Origin of the sequence: Corynebacterium sp. ES2775-CONJ, from assembly GCF_024814515.1 — a bacterium.
Taxonomy (GTDB): domain Bacteria; phylum Actinomycetota; class Actinomycetes; order Mycobacteriales; family Mycobacteriaceae; genus Corynebacterium.
In genome coordinates this window covers 315,789-332,021 of sequence record NZ_JANUXT010000003.1, presented here as the reverse complement: position 1 = coordinate 332,021, position 16,233 = coordinate 315,789, and the positions used below count along the sequence as shown (strand labels likewise).

At 52.2% G+C, this 16,233-nt stretch carries 17 protein-coding genes and 1 tRNA gene; 8 read left to right on the top strand and 10 right to left on the bottom strand.

Going from position 1 to position 16,233, the window contains the following annotated elements; translation table 11 throughout:
• The first annotated feature begins 27 nt into the window (after positions 1 to 27).
• Positions 28 to 912 carry an RNA methyltransferase gene (locus tag NXT01_RS05540; protein ID WP_259078411.1) on the top strand — a complete coding sequence of 295 codons (885 nt, stop codon included), beginning with the start codon at positions 28 to 30 and terminating at the stop codon, positions 910 to 912.
• Here the strand turns inward: NXT01_RS05540 and NXT01_RS05535 are convergent.
• From NXT01_RS05535 to serC, 3 genes are all read right to left on the bottom strand, one after another.
• A complete protein-coding gene (locus NXT01_RS05535) occupies positions 879 to 1,832 on the bottom strand; it encodes a DUF6928 family protein (protein ID WP_259078409.1) in 954 nt (317 codons plus the stop codon). The two genes, NXT01_RS05540 and NXT01_RS05535, sit on opposite strands and share 34 nt — an antisense overlap.
• The gene (sepH, locus tag NXT01_RS05530) at positions 1,829 to 2,683 is read right to left on the bottom strand and encodes a septation protein SepH (RefSeq protein WP_259078407.1); all 855 of its coding nucleotides are present in this window, start codon (positions 2,681 to 2,683) and stop codon (positions 1,829 to 1,831) included. The genes NXT01_RS05535 and sepH overlap by 4 nt, the downstream gene beginning before the upstream one ends.
• Before the next feature lie 154 nt (positions 2,684 to 2,837).
• A complete protein-coding gene (serC, locus tag NXT01_RS05525; protein ID WP_259078405.1) occupies positions 2,838 to 3,962 on the bottom strand; it encodes a phosphoserine transaminase in 1,125 nt (374 codons plus the stop codon).
• A 578-nt stretch (positions 3,963 to 4,540) separates the two neighbouring features.
• On the opposite strand from serC, the gene NXT01_RS05520 reads away from it, so the two are divergent.
• The 5 genes from NXT01_RS05520 to NXT01_RS05500 all read left to right on the top strand — a co-directional run bounded on the left by NXT01_RS05520 (position 4,541) and on the right by NXT01_RS05500 (position 9,735).
• The gene (locus NXT01_RS05520; RefSeq protein ID WP_259078403.1) at positions 4,541 to 5,830 is read left to right on the top strand and encodes a citrate synthase; all 1,290 of its coding nucleotides are present in this window, start codon (positions 4,541 to 4,543) and stop codon (positions 5,828 to 5,830) included.
• Between the two features lie 152 nt (positions 5,831 to 5,982).
• Positions 5,983 to 6,342 (top strand): FKBP-type peptidyl-prolyl cis-trans isomerase FkpA, encoded by a 360-nt coding sequence (fkpA, locus tag NXT01_RS05515; RefSeq protein WP_259078400.1) that lies wholly within the window; start codon positions 5,983 to 5,985, stop codon positions 6,340 to 6,342.
• 471 nt (positions 6,343 to 6,813) lie between these two features.
• Positions 6,814 to 7,152 (top strand): DUF485 domain-containing protein, encoded by a 339-nt coding sequence (locus tag NXT01_RS05510; RefSeq protein WP_259078399.1) that lies wholly within the window; start codon positions 6,814 to 6,816, stop codon positions 7,150 to 7,152.
• A gap of 3 nt (positions 7,153 to 7,155) precedes the next feature.
• Positions 7,156 to 8,802, top strand: coding sequence for a cation acetate symporter (locus tag NXT01_RS05505; RefSeq protein WP_259078392.1), 1,647 nt, complete (start codon positions 7,156 to 7,158; stop codon positions 8,800 to 8,802).
• A gap of 96 nt (positions 8,803 to 8,898) precedes the next feature.
• Positions 8,899 to 9,735, top strand: a complete 837-nt coding sequence (locus NXT01_RS05500; protein WP_259078390.1) for a hypothetical protein — start codon at positions 8,899 to 8,901, stop codon at positions 9,733 to 9,735.
• On the opposite strand, the gene NXT01_RS05495 is transcribed toward NXT01_RS05500, so the two are convergent.
• From NXT01_RS05495 to NXT01_RS05485, 3 genes are all read right to left on the bottom strand, one after another.
• Positions 9,698 to 10,573 carry a DUF1906 domain-containing protein gene (locus NXT01_RS05495; protein WP_259078388.1) on the bottom strand — a complete coding sequence of 292 codons (876 nt, stop codon included), beginning with the start codon at positions 10,571 to 10,573 and terminating at the stop codon, positions 9,698 to 9,700. The two genes, NXT01_RS05500 and NXT01_RS05495, sit on opposite strands and share 38 nt — an antisense overlap.
• Before the next feature lie 70 nt (positions 10,574 to 10,643).
• On the bottom strand, positions 10,644 to 11,891 hold the full coding sequence (locus NXT01_RS05490) for a cation:proton antiporter (protein WP_396124744.1): 1,248 nt from the start codon (positions 11,889 to 11,891) through the stop codon (positions 10,644 to 10,646).
• A 560-nt stretch (positions 11,892 to 12,451) separates the two neighbouring features.
• Positions 12,452 to 12,524 (bottom strand) — tRNA-Arg (locus NXT01_RS05485).
• 195 nt (positions 12,525 to 12,719) lie between these two features.
• On the opposite strand from NXT01_RS05485, the gene NXT01_RS05480 reads away from it, so the two are divergent.
• On the top strand, positions 12,720 to 13,016 hold the full coding sequence (locus NXT01_RS05480; RefSeq protein ID WP_259078386.1) for a hypothetical protein: 297 nt from the start codon (positions 12,720 to 12,722) through the stop codon (positions 13,014 to 13,016).
• Positions 13,017 to 13,020: 4 nt separating this feature from the next.
• Entirely contained in the window at positions 13,021 to 13,770 is a 750-nt protein-coding gene (cobF, locus tag NXT01_RS05475; RefSeq protein ID WP_259078384.1) for a precorrin-6A synthase (deacetylating), read from the top strand.
• Here the strand turns inward: cobF and NXT01_RS05470 are convergent.
• The 4 genes from NXT01_RS05470 to NXT01_RS05455 form a co-directional block, all read right to left on the bottom strand.
• On the bottom strand, positions 13,765 to 14,022 hold the full coding sequence (locus NXT01_RS05470; protein WP_259078383.1) for a mycoredoxin: 258 nt from the start codon (positions 14,020 to 14,022) through the stop codon (positions 13,765 to 13,767). The two genes, cobF and NXT01_RS05470, sit on opposite strands and share 6 nt — an antisense overlap.
• A gap of 11 nt (positions 14,023 to 14,033) precedes the next feature.
• Complete coding sequence (locus NXT01_RS05465; protein WP_259078382.1) at positions 14,034 to 14,528, bottom strand: dihydrofolate reductase; 495 nt, start codon at positions 14,526 to 14,528, stop codon at positions 14,034 to 14,036.
• Positions 14,529 to 14,530: 2 nt separating this feature from the next.
• On the bottom strand, positions 14,531 to 15,334 hold the full coding sequence (locus tag NXT01_RS05460) for a thymidylate synthase (protein ID WP_259078381.1): 804 nt from the start codon (positions 15,332 to 15,334) through the stop codon (positions 14,531 to 14,533).
• Positions 15,335 to 15,460: 126 nt separating this feature from the next.
• On the bottom strand, positions 15,461 to 16,219 hold the full coding sequence (locus NXT01_RS05455) for a 3'(2'),5'-bisphosphate nucleotidase CysQ (RefSeq protein WP_259078379.1): 759 nt from the start codon (positions 16,217 to 16,219) through the stop codon (positions 15,461 to 15,463).
• Positions 16,220 to 16,233 lie beyond the last annotated feature (14 nt).

The window sequence follows — 16,233 nt, the reverse complement described above, 5'->3', positions numbered from 1 at the left end:
TTTTATCTTTTCGAGAGAGTAACCTCAATGGCTATGACTTATGTGAACATCATCCCTATTGACTCTGCTGTCGATGAGCGGGTAGCCGATTTTCGAGATCTCAAACATTCCGATAAACGCCCCGATATTCCGGGGGCCAAGGGCCTCGTCATAGCCGAGGGACCCTTGGTGATAGAAAGGCTCTTGCGCTCCCGATTTCCAGTTCGGAGCCTAATAGGGTTCCCATCGAAGGTGGACAATTTCCTCGCCCAAGATCATATCCCTGAACTCGTCAAAGATATTCCTATTTATGCAATCGAGCGCGATGATCTCGCTGAATTAGCGGGGTACGATATGCACCGCGGTCTCCTTGCCTCCGCCGACCGACCCAGCCCACTTGCCGTATCGGACGTTATTGAGCATGCGCGCACACTCGTCATCTTGGAAGGCGTCGGCGATCACGAGAATATTGGATCAATTTTTCGCAACTCGGCGGGGATGGGGGTCGATGGGGTGCTCTTTGGCAATGGATGCGCAGACCCGCTATACCGCCGCGTGGTGAGGGTATCGATGGGACACGTCCTGCGTACCCCGTTCGCCCACTTCGGGGGACGCTATACCAACTGGCAATGGGGACTAGAGCAGTTGAGAGAACAAGGTTTTCACCTCGTCTCCCTGACCCCAGACCCGCAGGCTGCGCATATAGCCACCGCGCTTTATGATTCACATGCTCAGCCCTATGAAAAGATTGCACTCTTAGTGGGAGCTGAAGGCCCAGGCTTAACGGAACATGCCATGCGGGCAACAGATATTCGAGCTCGTATTCCCATGGCGCCGGGTACTGATAGTCTTAACCTGGCCACTGCAGCCGCCATTGCACTCTACGAGAGAGTCCGCTCTCAAGCCTTTTCGTCGGGCTCTTCAGATTGTTGAGCTTTTAAGGATGAGAAAAAATTCTTTATCGATGGCGTGAGCCGATCGGAGTAGCGCAGCTTCTCTCCGAGGTTTTCCACAAACGCGTCGTAGAGTAAATGAGCACGCACGGCCGATTTCTGCGCCCAGCTGAATGAGCCACGAGCAGCTTGACCGAGTCTTAGCGTTAGGTCGTCGTCAAGCTCTGCTTCCTCGTCGGGATCTTCGTAATCATCGTAATCTCGATAAACCTCGCCGATCCCCAATTTTGCGGTGGACTGTTGCGCGATTTCGCCGATTGTTGGCTTTCGTGGAGCCGGAGGAGGTTCTGGGCGCCCATCGGTGGCATAACCCACCACGTTGATATTGGGGGCGGAGACTGGGTCGAACCCGAGCCACGCTCTCTGCGCAGCTAATGCCAAATCGAGAGGAGCAAAGGGGAGTAGGATCCCACCCTGACCGGAGCTGAATTCTCCCGCCCAATATGGACTTTCGAAGGGCTCTACGAGACCGCTATCTTCAATAATGCGGTCGGGCTCGGCACTAAATGCCCGCTTGAGCGTTGTGCCATGCCAGTGTGCGAAACCGGCATAACCTGATGCGGTATCGGTGGCGATTACAAATATATCCGCAGCAGGTATTGCTGCGATCAAACGTGGGTCTACATTTTCCAATCGATCTAGATGAGCCACGAGAGTCTGCATAAGACCCAATCCTGGGAAGGCCGCAATATAAAACTCATCGCGAGAGGGATGCGTTGAATGGTTTAGGCTAAAAGATCCGATTGGGGTTATAGGTAGTGTGGGATAAATTTGGGCGAGCAGTTTTCTTCCGAACCCACGATCAGCACGCGGTGAGGCGCTAATGACCTTTTCTGGATTGGCGCTCGTGACGTACCACAAGGTCAGTACCACGTCGCGGGAAAGCCTTTTTACGGTCATTTGCGGGGGCGCTTGGTATTCGTGCGAACTCCCAACAGCACATCTTCCCAGTGCGGCGTTACTGCTTTCCGACGTCGTTTCTCTGGCTTTTCCCCATCAGGATGCTGCAGCAATTCATCTCCACTGAGTTCCTCGAAGGTATCAGTTTTCTCCAGATCTTCTTGGGAAGTCTCAGCCGGACGCAACGAACTCACGGGACTCAAGGAGCGGACTGGCTGAGAAAAACTCGGATTGATGAGGTCTGCTGCGAGCCCATTGCGTGCAACAGCGGTGGCAGGAGAGGAGGAATGACGCAGATAACTCCACTCAGCAATATTGCTGACTAAGCCGGATTGCCACGTCAACGTGACGACCCACTGGGCGGCAGCATCGCGATAAGTATCCCACGTTGCCTGAGATAGATCCATATCGCGGGCGGCGAAAGCAGTAGCAAGGACTTCCCACAGCGTGAGTTTGGCAGGGCCATCGTCGCGGACGGGGTAGGCTTGCTTGGCCATGTCGGCTAGGCGTTTGCGCTCACCAATGATGGGATGTGCATAGGGCTCGATGCGAGAGGGAGAAACGCCGTTTAGCTCAGCAACCTCTTCGATCGTGGCGCCAGCGCGGATGCGATCTTGGATCTCTCTCGGGCGCATTTTTAGCGGTGAAGATGTCCGTAGGTCGACCCCGCGGGAAGGCTTCTCAGCCTTGTCATCGTTGTCAGGGAGCTCTTTTTTTATTTTCTCGCTGGGCTGCACAGTTGCGAGGAGGGAATCAGTGACCGCCAGAAAAAACTGCTCGTCCGTTTCCTTATCGGTAAATACCAATGAGGTGGGAGTCGATTCCGACTCATTGAAGAAGAGTTCTTTCATAGTTGCGGCTCTCCAATCGGTGATGTATCCGAGTTGAGGATCGGGGGAAAGTCCCCGTTCCTCAACTCAACATACTGAGGTGCGTATCCACCCAATCTTATCGCATCCCACCTCCTGTATTGGAGTTCCACGCAGGAGCTGAGTGCCACAAAGATTAGCGATGATCCAAGATATGATCGATCGCTTGGGTGAGAAGGTGAATATCTGCCGCATCAATAGCTGGGAATAATCCCACACGAAGCTGGTTGCGGCCTAGCTTCCGGTAAGGTTCCACATCGACAATGCCGTGTGCGCGCAGGATTTTCGCCAACGCTGCAGCATCGACGCTGTCGTCGAAGTCAATCGTGCCTACCACAAGGGAGCGGTGTGAAGGCTCACTGACGAAAGGTTGGGCATGAGGGTGGTTCTCGGCCCACGCGTATAACGTATCTGAATTGCGGCGGGTGCGTTCCACCATAGCATCGAGTCCGCCCAGCTCATTCATCCATTTTACCTGTTCAGCGAGCATGATAAGGGTGGCCACCGCCGGGGTATTATACGTCTGGTTCTTGCGGGAATTGTTCACTGCAGTCTTGAGATTGAGGAACTCAGGGATATAGCGACCCGACTTGGCAATCTCCTCAACGCGATCGAGTGCGCGAGGACTCATGATGGCTATCCACAACCCGCCATCCGCAGCGAAGCACTTCTGAGGGGAGAAATAATAAACATCAACCGCGTTCAAATCGGCTGGTAGACCGCCAGCACCTGAGGTGGCATCGATAACAGTCAGAGCATCTTCGGGGGCCGCGGGGCGATGGGTGGGAATCATAGCGCCCGTGGAGGTCTCGTTATGCGCCCATGCGATGACATCGCATCCGTCAAAGTCATGAGAGCCCGGTGTGGGGATCTTGCCTGGCTCAGCAGAGATAATGGCGGGCTGATCAAGCCACGGGGCTTGGGCGGCTGCGGTCGCGAATTTAGAGGAGAACTCACCGCATACCAAGTGTCCTGATTTTTTTCGTATGAGACCGAAGGTGGCGGCATCCCAAAAGGCAGTCGCTCCACCTAAGCCAAGAATGACTTCATGGCCTTCGGGGAGATTGAATAGTTGGCTTAGGCCGGTGCGGATACTCCCGACAATGTCTTTGATCGCAGATTGGCGGTGCGAAGTACCCAGAACGGTGCGGGCTCCAGCTGCCACGGCATCAACCTGCGCGGGCCGCACCTTTGACGGCCCACAGCCGAAGCGCCCATCGTGAGGAAGAAGGTGTGCGGGGATTCTAGGTGTCTCACTCATATTTCTGCTTTCTAGTTTCGGGTAGATACTCGCGGGTGGATACTCATGGAGTAGAAATTCCAGATTACCGATATTCGTGCCCTAGTGGGGTATAAGTGAGGAAAATCTTCCAGCCATAACCGTTACCTTAACGGGGGTAGTTAGAGGACGTTGATCTTCCCTTTTTGCCTAGTTTTAGTGAAATAAAGGGGGTAAAGGTAGTTCGTATCACAATTTTTGCTAAAATGTGCACCAGGCCACTTTTTAATATTTTGGCGTCACTCACAGCTCGATAAACCCGCCTGCGCCTAGGATTAGAGGGTGGAGTGGTTTGAGGTTGTGGCTCCATAGAAGAAGTGCTCGCTATATTTGAACTAGAATATTGGGAAACGGCAATCCGCTCTGCAAGGCATGTAGGTGAAGATCCTTTTCAACCAAAAGAATCAATCTAATCTCTTGTGGAATTGGCACGTTGTAAGAACTCGTGTGACTTATTTGGCCAGCCTCCTGCTGCTCACGAAGTCTCTGCGAGGGTCGCGAAGTGTGAGGGTGGAGCTAACGAGCCGGGAACCACAACGAGTTTTCATGAAAGGGAAGCTATGACTACCAACAAAGATAAGGCCCTTCTTCAATATCCAGGCGGAGAATATGAACTTGACATCATTCGCTCTCATGAGGGTAATGACGGCATCGCGCTGGGCAACCTGCTCGCTGACACTGGTTTTGTTACCTACGATCCAGGTTATGTATCCACTGGGTCAACGGAATCGAAGATTACCTATATCGACGGCGCAGAGGGAATTCTTCGTTATCGCGGCTACAATATTGCTGACCTCGCTGAGAATGCCAATTTCAGTGAAGTTTCCTATCTACTGATCAAAGGGAAGCTCCCGAATCAAGAGGAGCTCGACGCTTTCGAAAATGAAATTCGTCATCACACGCTCTTGGACGAGGACTTTAAAGACCAGTTCTCCATCTTCCCGCGCAACGCGCACCCCATGTCGGTGCTCGCATCCTCGGTGAATATTCTCTCGACGTACTACCAGGATCAATTGGATCCACTGGATGAGAGGCAACTTGATATGGCCACAGTGAGGCTGCTGGCCAAAGTGCCTATGCTGGCAGCCCAGGCGTATCGTGCATCCAAGGGCGCACCGTTTATGTACCCGGACAACTCCCTCAATACCCGCGAAAACTTCCTGCGGATGATGTTTGGCTATCCAACTGAGCCTTATGAGGTTGATCCGGTGATGGCTCGTGCTCTGGACAAGCTGCTGATTCTGCACGCCGATCACGAGCAGAACTGCTCCACATCGACGGTTCGGATGATCGGATCTGCTCAAGCCAATATGTTTGTTGCCATTGCTGGTGGCATCAATGCCCTTTCTGGCCCCCTTCATGGAGGTGCTAACCAGGCGGTATTGGAGATGCTCGAAGAAATCGACGCCCAAGGTGGAGACGCAACAGACTTCATGAACCGGGTGAAGAATAAGGAGCAAGGCGTTCGCTTGATGGGGTTCGGACACCGCGTCTACCGCAACTACGATCCACGCGCCGCTATTGTTAAGGATGCTGCCCACGAGATTCTCGAGCATTTGGGCGGTGACCACCTGCTCGATCTAGCAATGAAGTTAGAAGAGATTGCACTGAAGGATGATTATTTTATTCAGCGCAAGCTGTACCCAAATGTTGACTTCTATACGGGTCTAATCTACCGAGCCATGGGATTTAATACCGATTTCTTTACGGTTCTTTTTGCAATCGGCCGGTTGCCTGGCTGGATTGCTCAGTATCGGGAGCAATTGGCCACCTCAACAAAGATTAATCGACCACGCCAAATATACACTGGCGAGGTAAATCGCACGCTTCCACCTATCTCCGAGCGCTGAGAAATTACTGGATAATTAAGGTCTCGCTGGACTTTACCGCTAGAATAAGCGGGAAAGGTTCCAGTGGGGCCTTAATTTATCAACTAAGACCTCATATGACGTAGAACCAAAACCCATCGACAGTAGTCGTGCTTGAAGGAGATACAGCTTCCATGGAAAAACCAGTTATTGAAGTCCCCGCAGGTGCAGCCCCTGAAGATCTTGTCATCACTGACCTTCTTGAAGGTGACGGAGCAGAAGCCCAGCCTGGTGGCATGGTTGAAGTGCACTATGTGGGCGTAGATTTTGAAACCGGCCAGGAGTTCGATTCCTCCTGGGACCGCGGACAATCCATTGAATTCCCCTTAAGCGGCTTGATAGCTGGATGGCAAGAGGGAATACCCGGAATGAAGGTGGGAGGTCGGCGCCAACTCGTTATTCCCCCAGAGGCTGCGTACGGCCCTGCTGGAGGCGGCCATCCACTTGCGGGACGTACCCTTGTCTTTGTGATTGATCTGCTAGACGCCCGCTAAATCGAATTCTTCAAACCCGCATCGCTAAAGCTGATGCGGGTTTTTTTGTACGCAAAGGAAGAGTAGCTTAGCAAAATTGTCGATTCCAGAACAGTGGTTTTTTTAGGGTGCGGGGGTAACTAAAATCTTGCATAAAGCGAGGAGGTCGGGGGTAGTAGATAAAAAAGATAGAGAAAATAATTCAGGATCTGCGGCTATTGGGGGGAAGTTTGGGTAGGTTAGGAAGCGAAGATATATACATGTGACTGGTAACACATGATGTTGCTGTTGTGGCTTATTTCTAAAAATTTACCTAGACGTCAAGCCGCACATCGCCAGAGTTTTAGCACACGCGAAATTCTTAAATATTCCGGCTCCGCGTAGTAAAAGCTCAGCCTTAGGCCCCAATCGACCGAAAATAATATAGCTCCGCAGTCAAAAGACCCACCTCGGTATTTGCACGCGAAGCTGTGATGCGAAAGAGAGTGCACCATGAATGCTCACCCCATGCCTAGGCGGCGCGAGCCCACCGCCCAAGAATTTGTAGAGATGCAAAAAGACCGCCAATTCCTGGAACTCAAGTCGACCTATCGATCCTTTACTTTCCCTATGTCGCTTGCGTTCTTTGTGTGGTACATCGCCTATGTCCTAACCGCTACGTATGCGCCGAGCTTTATGGCCACCCCCGTGTACGGGAATGTGAATATCGGAGTGATTTTCGGATTTGCTCAGTTTATTACCACCTTCGTAATCACGTGGGTGTATATCCGTTATGCCAATAGGAATATTGAGCCCCAGGCTGCAGCAATCCGTTCACGTATGGAGGGTTAAAAAATGAAGATATTATATGTAGCTGAAACCGTTTCAACCGGAAACCCCGTGCTCAACATCTCCGTCTTTATCATCTTCATTGTTATAACCATGGGGGTGGTGTTAAAAGCTGGGCGGTCTACAAAGGAGGCCTCCGACTTCTATACCGGTGGTGGATCCTTCTCTGGACGACAAAATGGACTCGCAATTGCGGGTGACTATCTTTCTGCTGCCTCCTTCTTAGGTATCGTCGGTGCGATAGCGCTCAATGGATATGATGGATTCCTCTATTCTGTCGGCTTCTTTGTTGCATGGTTGGTCGCCCTTCTACTGGTGGCTGAACCCTTAAGGAATGTGGGTCGTTTCACGATGGCCGATGTGCTCTCCTTCCGTCTCCGCCAGAAGCCAGTACGGGTGGCAGCGGCATTTGGCACCCTATTCGTTTCCCTGTTTTATCTGATCGCTCAAATGGCCGGAGCGGGATCCTTGGTATCAGTCTTGCTTGATGTCCACGACTTTGGAAAACAGGCGATAGTAGTCGCAGCGGTGGGAGTAGTCATGATTTTGTACGTGCTCATTGGAGGCATGAAGGGCACCACCTACGTGCAAATGATCAAAGCTGTTCTTCTAATTATTGGCGTGGGCAGCATGTCGATTTTGGTTTTTATCTCCATCAAGGGTGGTCTCTCCGCCGTTATGGACATGGCGGTAGAAACCCATCGTGTGTCAGACACCCTCGCCCAAAAAGGTTACGAAGCGTCACAGATTCTGGAACCAGGGTTAAAATTCGGCCAGACTGCGACCTCACGTCTTGATTTTGTTTCCCTCGGACTATCTCTAGTCCTGGGTACAGCCGGTCTCCCGCACGTGCTCATGCGCTTTTACACCGTTCCTACCGCAACGGAGGCACGGCGCTCAGTTACGTGGGCTATCATCCTCATCGGCGCCTTCTACCTGATGACGTTGGTTCTTGGATACGGTGCTGCCGCTCTGGTGGGACCGGACCGGATCCTTGCCGCACCTGGGGGAGCCAATTCAGCCGCTCCGTTACTTGCTTTGGCACTCGCTGGCCCGTTCTTCATGGCGATTATTTCGGCAGTAGCCTTTGCAACCGTCCTAGCTGTTGTCGCGGGACTCGCAATTACCGCCTCGGCATCAATCGCCCACGATATCTACAATGGGGTACTTCGCAATGGAGAAGCCACGGAAGAAGAGCAAGTACGGGTATCGCGCATAACAGTTGTCATCATTGGCGCGGTTTCGATAGCTCTGGGTATCCTTGCCATGGGGCAAAATGTAGCTTTCCTAGTCTCTCTTGCATTCGCAGTTGCCGCCTCGGCAAACCTACCCACCATATTGCTCTCGCTGTACTGGAAGAAATTCAATACCACAGGTGCTGTAGCCTCTATGTACACAGGTTTAGCTCTGGCCGTCTTGCTTATAGTCTTCTCACCAGCAGTCTCGGGATCGGCGAATTCCATGCTGGGGGAGAACGTCAACTTTGCATACTTCCCGCTCAACAGTCCAGGTATAGTATCGATTCCTTTGGCCTTCTTAGCCGGCATTATTGGAACTTTTATGGGCAAACCAGATAACCTCGATCACCTTCAGGCGGAGATGGAAGTCCGCTCTCTAACTGGCGTCGGAGTCGAAGCGGCGGTCGATCACTAGTATCGCGGTAGAGCCTTAAGGCTCCAAAAATAACCCTGTTAAGGCTTTAATCACGGCCGTTTGTATGTGCTCATATACCGTCAATAGAATGAAGAAATGCTCTTAACCTCTGCTAGCAGGAAGGGCTTCGGTATATGGCCACACCGGGTCATAGGCCCGCTACTCATAGTCGGACTATGCCTCGGGGCTTGCACCCGCGAACCTGCAGATCAACCCTCCTTAACCCGACGTCAACACGAAGGGCGATGGCTTGATCTCAAAGGGTTTCAGGTCCCTCAGCTGGGAGATCCAGTAAAAGATAATTTCAGCGCTCAAATTACCTATGTCAATATCGCCGAAGGCGGTCATATCGGGACTGTGAATGAGCGCGCACCCCGTCCCGCTCTCAGTCTGATCAAGCTCTATATCGCTCAATATATTTTCGAGCGTGGCGATACAAGCGATTTCCCCCGGGCTAGGTCAATGGTTAGAACTTCCGATGACGATCTAGCCACGGATCTGTATGAAAAATATCCGCAATCCATCGATTGGGTGATTAAAAAATACGGTCTCGAATCAACCCAAGCGAATACTCAGTGGGGATATTCGCTGACGAGTACTTTCGACGTTGCCTACTTCCTTGCCCAGGTGCTCATTAATAATCCGCAGGCGCCGGTGCTGCGAGCGATGCGAGACACGGCAGCGACCGCTAAGGACGGAACGAGTCAAAACTTTGGTACCGCTATTTTTCCGGGAGTGGAAGGAACTAAGTTTGCGTGGTCTAATGAAAAAGACATCCACGCCTCCGCATCTTTTGGAACTGACTTTGTGGTCGTGGCCAGCAGTTACGGTGATGCGGACAAGCTGACCAAGCTCGTCCGCATGCAGCTTATCGATGCTCCGTTAGCGACATCGACTAGCTCGACAGCCGCACAATTTGAAGAGCCTGATTGATCTGATCCCCATGTGGCAATGGGAAGCGATCTGCACCTGGAATGTGCGAGCTTAAACCAGCAAGAGCGTGTCCCAGATCAGCGCGAGGTGGCGCCGGTGGTTGGGGGAGAAGGATTCCGCGGTCGCCCGGTCGCCACTGACCCCAGTCGCGAGCATAAACATTGTTGACATCAACGAGAATTCCGTCCACAGTACGTTGTTGACCGGCCTTTTGGTGGATGGTTGTGAGGGGATGGATACGTCCCTGGGAGCCCCAGTCGTGCTGCCAGTAGAAGGATCCGAGTCCATCGCGACTGGCCCACTCAATAGTGTTGTAATTGCCATAAATGCCCATGCTGTAGCCCCCTAATAAGAGAGCTTCTTGGAAAGCTCGAAGGTAGGGGCGAATGAGCTGATCGTACTCTGCCCATGTGGGGTTATCGTCGATGGCTACGTAGATGGGGCGACCAGTCGGTCCCCCTGCAGCCTTGTGCAAAGCGATAGCCTGCGGCGCGTGGATTGCCGCGCCGTATGCTCCCTGGCGCCAATCCGCTGTGGGGCCTTTGCCAAATTGATAGACGGAAGCGGTGCTGAGACCGTTCGCTGCAAAATCACGAGTCTCTCTTAGGCCAACGGGTTTGCCTAGCATCCAGAGTGCATCGGGGCGTGGGCGGGAGACATAGCGGACAGCGCCCGCAGCACCGCTGGCTTTTACAGCAGCTGCCGAGGGAACGCCAGCAGAATAGTCGAGAACGGTTGCTTGGATGGGTCCCAAAGCAAATGCTTGGGGTGAAAAGCCTATGCTGATGGCGGCGCTGAGAGCGAGAGCCTTGACGAGGCGGGTGTTAAAGAAAGACATATTGCTCCTTATCAGTGATGCTAATAGATCACACTGGTTCAAGACTTTAACACTTTCAACGCTTAAAAAACTACCCTGTTTGTTCCTGTTGCGAGTTGGATTTATCCAACAGGTGAGCCAGTAGAGGGAAAAGTAGCACTGTGATGCTACCTGCCGCCACCAGAATTGAAGCGTTGGCAGAGCTTATGATCTCAGAGGTTGTCGCCACATCGGTGACGGCCACAATAATGGGTAGCGCGGTCGCGCCATATAAGCTGAGCTGGATTTTCTCTCGAGTTGTCTCGAGCCCGGAGCCAGTATTGGAGAAAATCTCGCGAAGTAAAATTGGTAGCCCGCGCGCGATATAGATGACCGGAATGAGAATCGCTAGACGCATGGGGTTGTCGACGACGGCGGCAGTGTCGATTGCCATACCCGAGCACACGAAGAAAACGGGAATTAATAGACCGTACCCAACGACATCGAGACGCTGTTCAAGAGCGTTGCGATATTTTTTCGGCACCAACTGACGCAGGATGAAACCAGCTGCAAACGCGCCCAAAACTACGTCGAGTTGGAAAGCGGCTGCGACCGCCATCAATATGGCGAGCATCCAAATTACCACGCGCAATACCATCTGATTCGTTGCGCTCGCTGAGCTAATCATAGCTCTGCCCACCCATGGAACTAGATTCCTTACTGTCGCTGGAATTGCGGCGATGAGCACCGCAATCGCGAAGAATGAAAGCAGTACCGTGGCGGTTAGCCAGGTGGTGCGGGTAGAAAGCAGCAGAGCCATAGCGAAAATAGGGAAGATCTCGCCGATAGCGCCATGCACTAGCAGCGACTTGCCTACATTAGTATCCAGCATGTCCTGTTGTTTCATGATGGGCAAGAGCGTGCCTACGGCCGTCGATGTCACTGCGATTGCGAGCACCGTTGCGGTAGCCGATGTGCCATAATCTAAAATATAATTAGCGCCTATATAAGATAGAGCGATACATGCGAGCCATGTAACAGAGGCCGTGAATCCTTCACGGCTGCGCACAGTTGACACCTTGATCTCGTATCCAGCCAGTAGGAAGAGCATTCCTAGGCCCAGATCTTTAAGTAAAGAAACTCCACCTTCAATATCAGCGAGGTGAAGGGCATGAGGGCCAATGAGAGCTCCCAAACCAATAAGCAAAACCACAGCTGGAATACGCTTTCCAGTTAGCCAAGACAATATTGGGGCTAAGGAGGCCGCAGCCATGATCCACGCGAAGGAGACAAGCGTGCTGGTTTCCACGGAGCCGGCGGCCAGGAGGACGGGTTCTGAATCACCCAGAAAATTCTGCATTGCATTGATTTTAATGTGATCACCGGAGAAATCTCATAATAAGAATCAAGCCAATTTCTCAGGCACGGGTGAATATTCCTAAGGCTGGATGGTGCTACAGACAGCGCACCCAGTCAAGGGCAATGTGAGCTTCGTGCTTCTAGCGGTATTGGATGTCATCTCTTCCATTGTTAATTTCGCATTGCCACCTGTACCCCTGCGTTCTCGGAAGCTGCGATAAAGGGGGGAGGAAATTAAGCAAAGTCACATGACGGCAAAGATTATGGCTACGCCCTTAGGACTCCGTGATCCTAGCCGAATGAGCACGGCAGATATGAGGGCCGACGATAGGGGTGCATTCTGCACATCGAGTCCACACCAAGGGGCCCACGCGGTTAACACGAATCGAATTCTCCAAGCGTCAAAGCCTCATAGTTAAGGAATGACTCAGGATAAGACAGGTTGCGATTGTTGTTCACGCATAAAGGAGATGACGGAAGCGGGGTCCATGAGATAGATACTAAAAATCCGGCTATCGTTTGGAGTTCACTCACTAGGGATCGCTCTTAGGAATAAAAAAGTGCCCCAGAGAGGAATCGAACCTCCGACACCGGCTTTAGGAGAGCCGTGCTCTATCCACTGAGCTACTAGGGCAGCGGTAGGGTCAAAGCCCACCATCTAGGTAGCGTACCCGAATGCTAGGAAGTGGCCATAATTAGTACCCCTAGCAGCAAAAATATCTCGCCATTCCAGCCGGTGGCTATCTGGCCTATGCTTTTGCTTAGCCATAGAACCGTATAGAATCACCACTACTAACTAGTGCAGACGAAGTGTGAGGAAGGTTTAGATATGTCCAGCGAGGCGATTTTTCGCGATGTTACAGGAATTAGCGTATCGGCATCAATGATCGAGGAGGATGGCCACCAGTATCTCGCCCTTGATCTGATCGACGACGAGGGACATCCGCTCTCTCGTTTGCTCACCCTCAACCGGTATGACGCTAAACAGATGTCAATGGCATGTGAGCACTATTTACGTCAACAGATATCGGCTGATTTTACCGTCCTATCAGGGCACTTCACCTCTAGTGAACGTGAGAGCTTTGTGGATCCAGTGGATCCAGTGGATCCACAAGATGAGAATTAGATAAATGCGGACAGTTCTCGTGATCGGCATCGGTGCCGGCGACCCAGATTTTCTCACCCTACAGGCTAGCGCAGCTCTTAAACGCGCCCGAGCTGTTTTTGCTCTCGATAAAGGCGATACTAAGGCCGATCTCTTAGAGCTTCGGCGTCGTATCATCGAGCGCCATGCTCCACAAACACCGATCTATTCCGTGGAAGATCCTCCCCGAGATCGCAACCCTAAGAATTATGATGCCGAGGTACGCTCCTGGCACAGCGCTCGAGCGCACCTGTTGGCCTCAAGTATTCGAGACAATTCAGACAAGGACGATACGATCGCCTTTCTTGTCTGGGGGGATCCCTCTCTTTATGATTCCACCTTGCGCATTATCGAGAAAATGCGGGAGCTCGAGGGGCTAGAGATGGCAGTTGATGTTATTCCTGGCATTACTGCTATCCAAGTGCTGACCGCACGCCATGGACTGCTTCTCAATCGTATTGGTGAAGCTATTCATATCACTACCGGCCGCAACCTCAAAGATACCCGAGAGATAGAGCGCCGCAATTGTGTGGTTATGCTGGACGGCCACGCAGCTTGGCTGGAGAATTTTAGCCCTCAGACCTATATGTGGTGGGGCGCCTATCTGGGCACCGATAAGGAGGTACTGCGCCACGGGTATGTTTCAGAGATCGGTCACGAGGTGCGCGATCTCAAGCAAGATCTCCGTCAGCGCCACGGCTGGATTTTGGATATCTATCTCTTGCGAGAGCTATAAGGCGCTGAGCTCCTTATAGCGGCGCGCCACTTGACCGGCCGGAGGATTGGTGGCGTGGGATCCGTCAGAATACAGCACGGTGGGCACTACCCGATTGCCGCTATTGACGGATTCCACCCACGCTGCGGCTGTGGCATCAGCATCGACATCAACCGTGGTGTAGGGGATATTCTTGTGGTCCAAATCGGCCAGCAAGCGCTGACAGAACGGGCACCACGAGGTGGCATAGATGGTGATGGGGGTTGAACTCATGAATCAAATCCTTAGTCGCTGAAGATTTCTGTTTCTATTCTATCCCAGGTTTGAAAACAATAACGCTGGCCTGAACGGGAGATGGTCCAATCGGTGTGATCGGTGAGTCTAAAATCTTGGGGGATCTCAGGGGCTAGAACGGCTTTTTCACCAACTTCGATATCGGCGTCGATAAGTGTCCGAACAATGCGACCCACCAGGGGGAGTGTTTGCCGGTAAATCTCCCCACCCCCGATGATCCAGCCACGATCGGGTAGCTGAGCTAGATCATGTATCACCCTGGCACCCTGCGACCACGCGCCGGGTTCGCGAGAGGAAATAATAATATTTTCCCGATGAGGTAGGGGACGCACGCTCAACGATTCCCACGTCTTGCGCCCCATAATGACAGTGTGGTTAAGTGTCTGTTCTTTAAAGAACCGCATATCCTCTGGCACATGCCACGGCATGGTAAGGCCATCGCCGATTATACGGTTGAGATTTTGCGCCCAAATAGCTCCTAGCATCTCTACACCGCCACCTGAGCCTTAATTACAGGGTGCGGATCGTAGCCTTCGAAAGCAATATCGTCGAAGGTGTAGGAGAATATATCTGGTGCCGTGCGTAATTTGAGCTGGGGATAAGGGCGGGGATCTCTGGATAATTGCAGGGCTACCTGCTCACGGTGATTATCGTAAATATGGCAGTCGCCACCGGTCCAGATAAATTCCCCGACGTCAAGACCAGCTTGCTGGGCAAATATGTGAGTAAGTAGAGAATAGGAAGCGATATTAAAGGGAACCCCGAGAAACATATCGGCACTACGCTGGTAAAGCTGGCAGGAAAGTTTGTTATCTGCCACGTACAGCTGGAATAAGAGATGACAGGGGGGCAGAGCCATATTGTCGAGCTCGGAAACATTCCACGCCGAGACAATATTGCGGCGGGAATCGGGGTTATTTTTCAATGTGGTGAGAGCTTGAGAGATCTGATCGATATGAGCCCCATTGGGGGTCGGCCAACTGCGCCACTGCACCCCATAGATGGGGCCTAGGTCCCCATTCTCATCGGCCCATTCGTTCCAGATGCGAATATTATTGTCCTGTAACCATCGCACATTTGATGAACCCTGCAAGAACCACAGTAATTCACCAACAACTGAATGCACGTGCACTTTCTTGGTAGTAATAAGCGGAAACGATTGCGCTAAGTCAAAGCGCATTTGTTGTCCAAATAAGCTCGTCGTTCCCGTACCTGTGCGATCGTCTTTATGAGATCCATCTGAGAGAATTTTCCGCAGGAGATCCTCATAGGGGGTGGCAATAGTAGACACGGTGAACGCTCCTTTATCTCCGAGTTGTATTTATGCTCAGTGCACCATCGTACGTTTTTAAACCCGCCACACACCGAGTGAATCAAAGGTCTCGGGGTGCAGCGGGCTAAAGTCTAGAGGTGCATCTTAATAAGATCCGTGCTCATCTCGAAACTCAGTAGCCAGCTTGATGATCTCTTCCGCTAACTCTGGGCGGCAGATGAGAATATCTGGCATATAGGTATCTTTGTTGTTATAGGTTAATTCACTGCCATCGAGGCGCGAGCAATGCAGACCTGCGGCTTTACACACACCAACTGGGGCTGCGGAATCCCACTCGTACTGGCCGCCGGCGTGGATATAGGCATCATAATCACCCAACAGAACGTGCATAGCCTTGGCACCAGCCGAACCTAAGGAGACCGAGGAGAAACCGAGGCTCTTTGTTACATGCTGGGCTACCGCGGGTGGGCGGTTATGTGAAATTGCGATACGCTTGGACATCGGGCCGGTAACGGCACGGGCTTCGTCGGAATGGAAGACCACGCCAAGGTCGGGGAGACCAACTGCGGCATGAGTGGGAATCCCGTTCTCAACCAGTGCGATATGCACAGCCCAATCCTGACGTCCGGTGGCATATTCTTTAGTGCCATCGAGCGGATCGATGATCCAAACGCGCTCTTTACCTAAGCGCTCTGGGTTATCGGCTGCTTCTTCAGAAAGGAATCCGTCGTGTGGGCGGTGCTGGGCGAGAACGCGGGCGATCCAGTTTTGGGCAAGATCGTCGCCAGCATCGCCTAGGGCACGATCCCGCAGAACATCATCTGTGCGCACGCCTTTAAGGATATCGCCGGTGCCTTTGGCGATTCGGTAGGTCAACGTAGCATCATCAAATTGAGCAGTCATAGTTAACTAGTCTA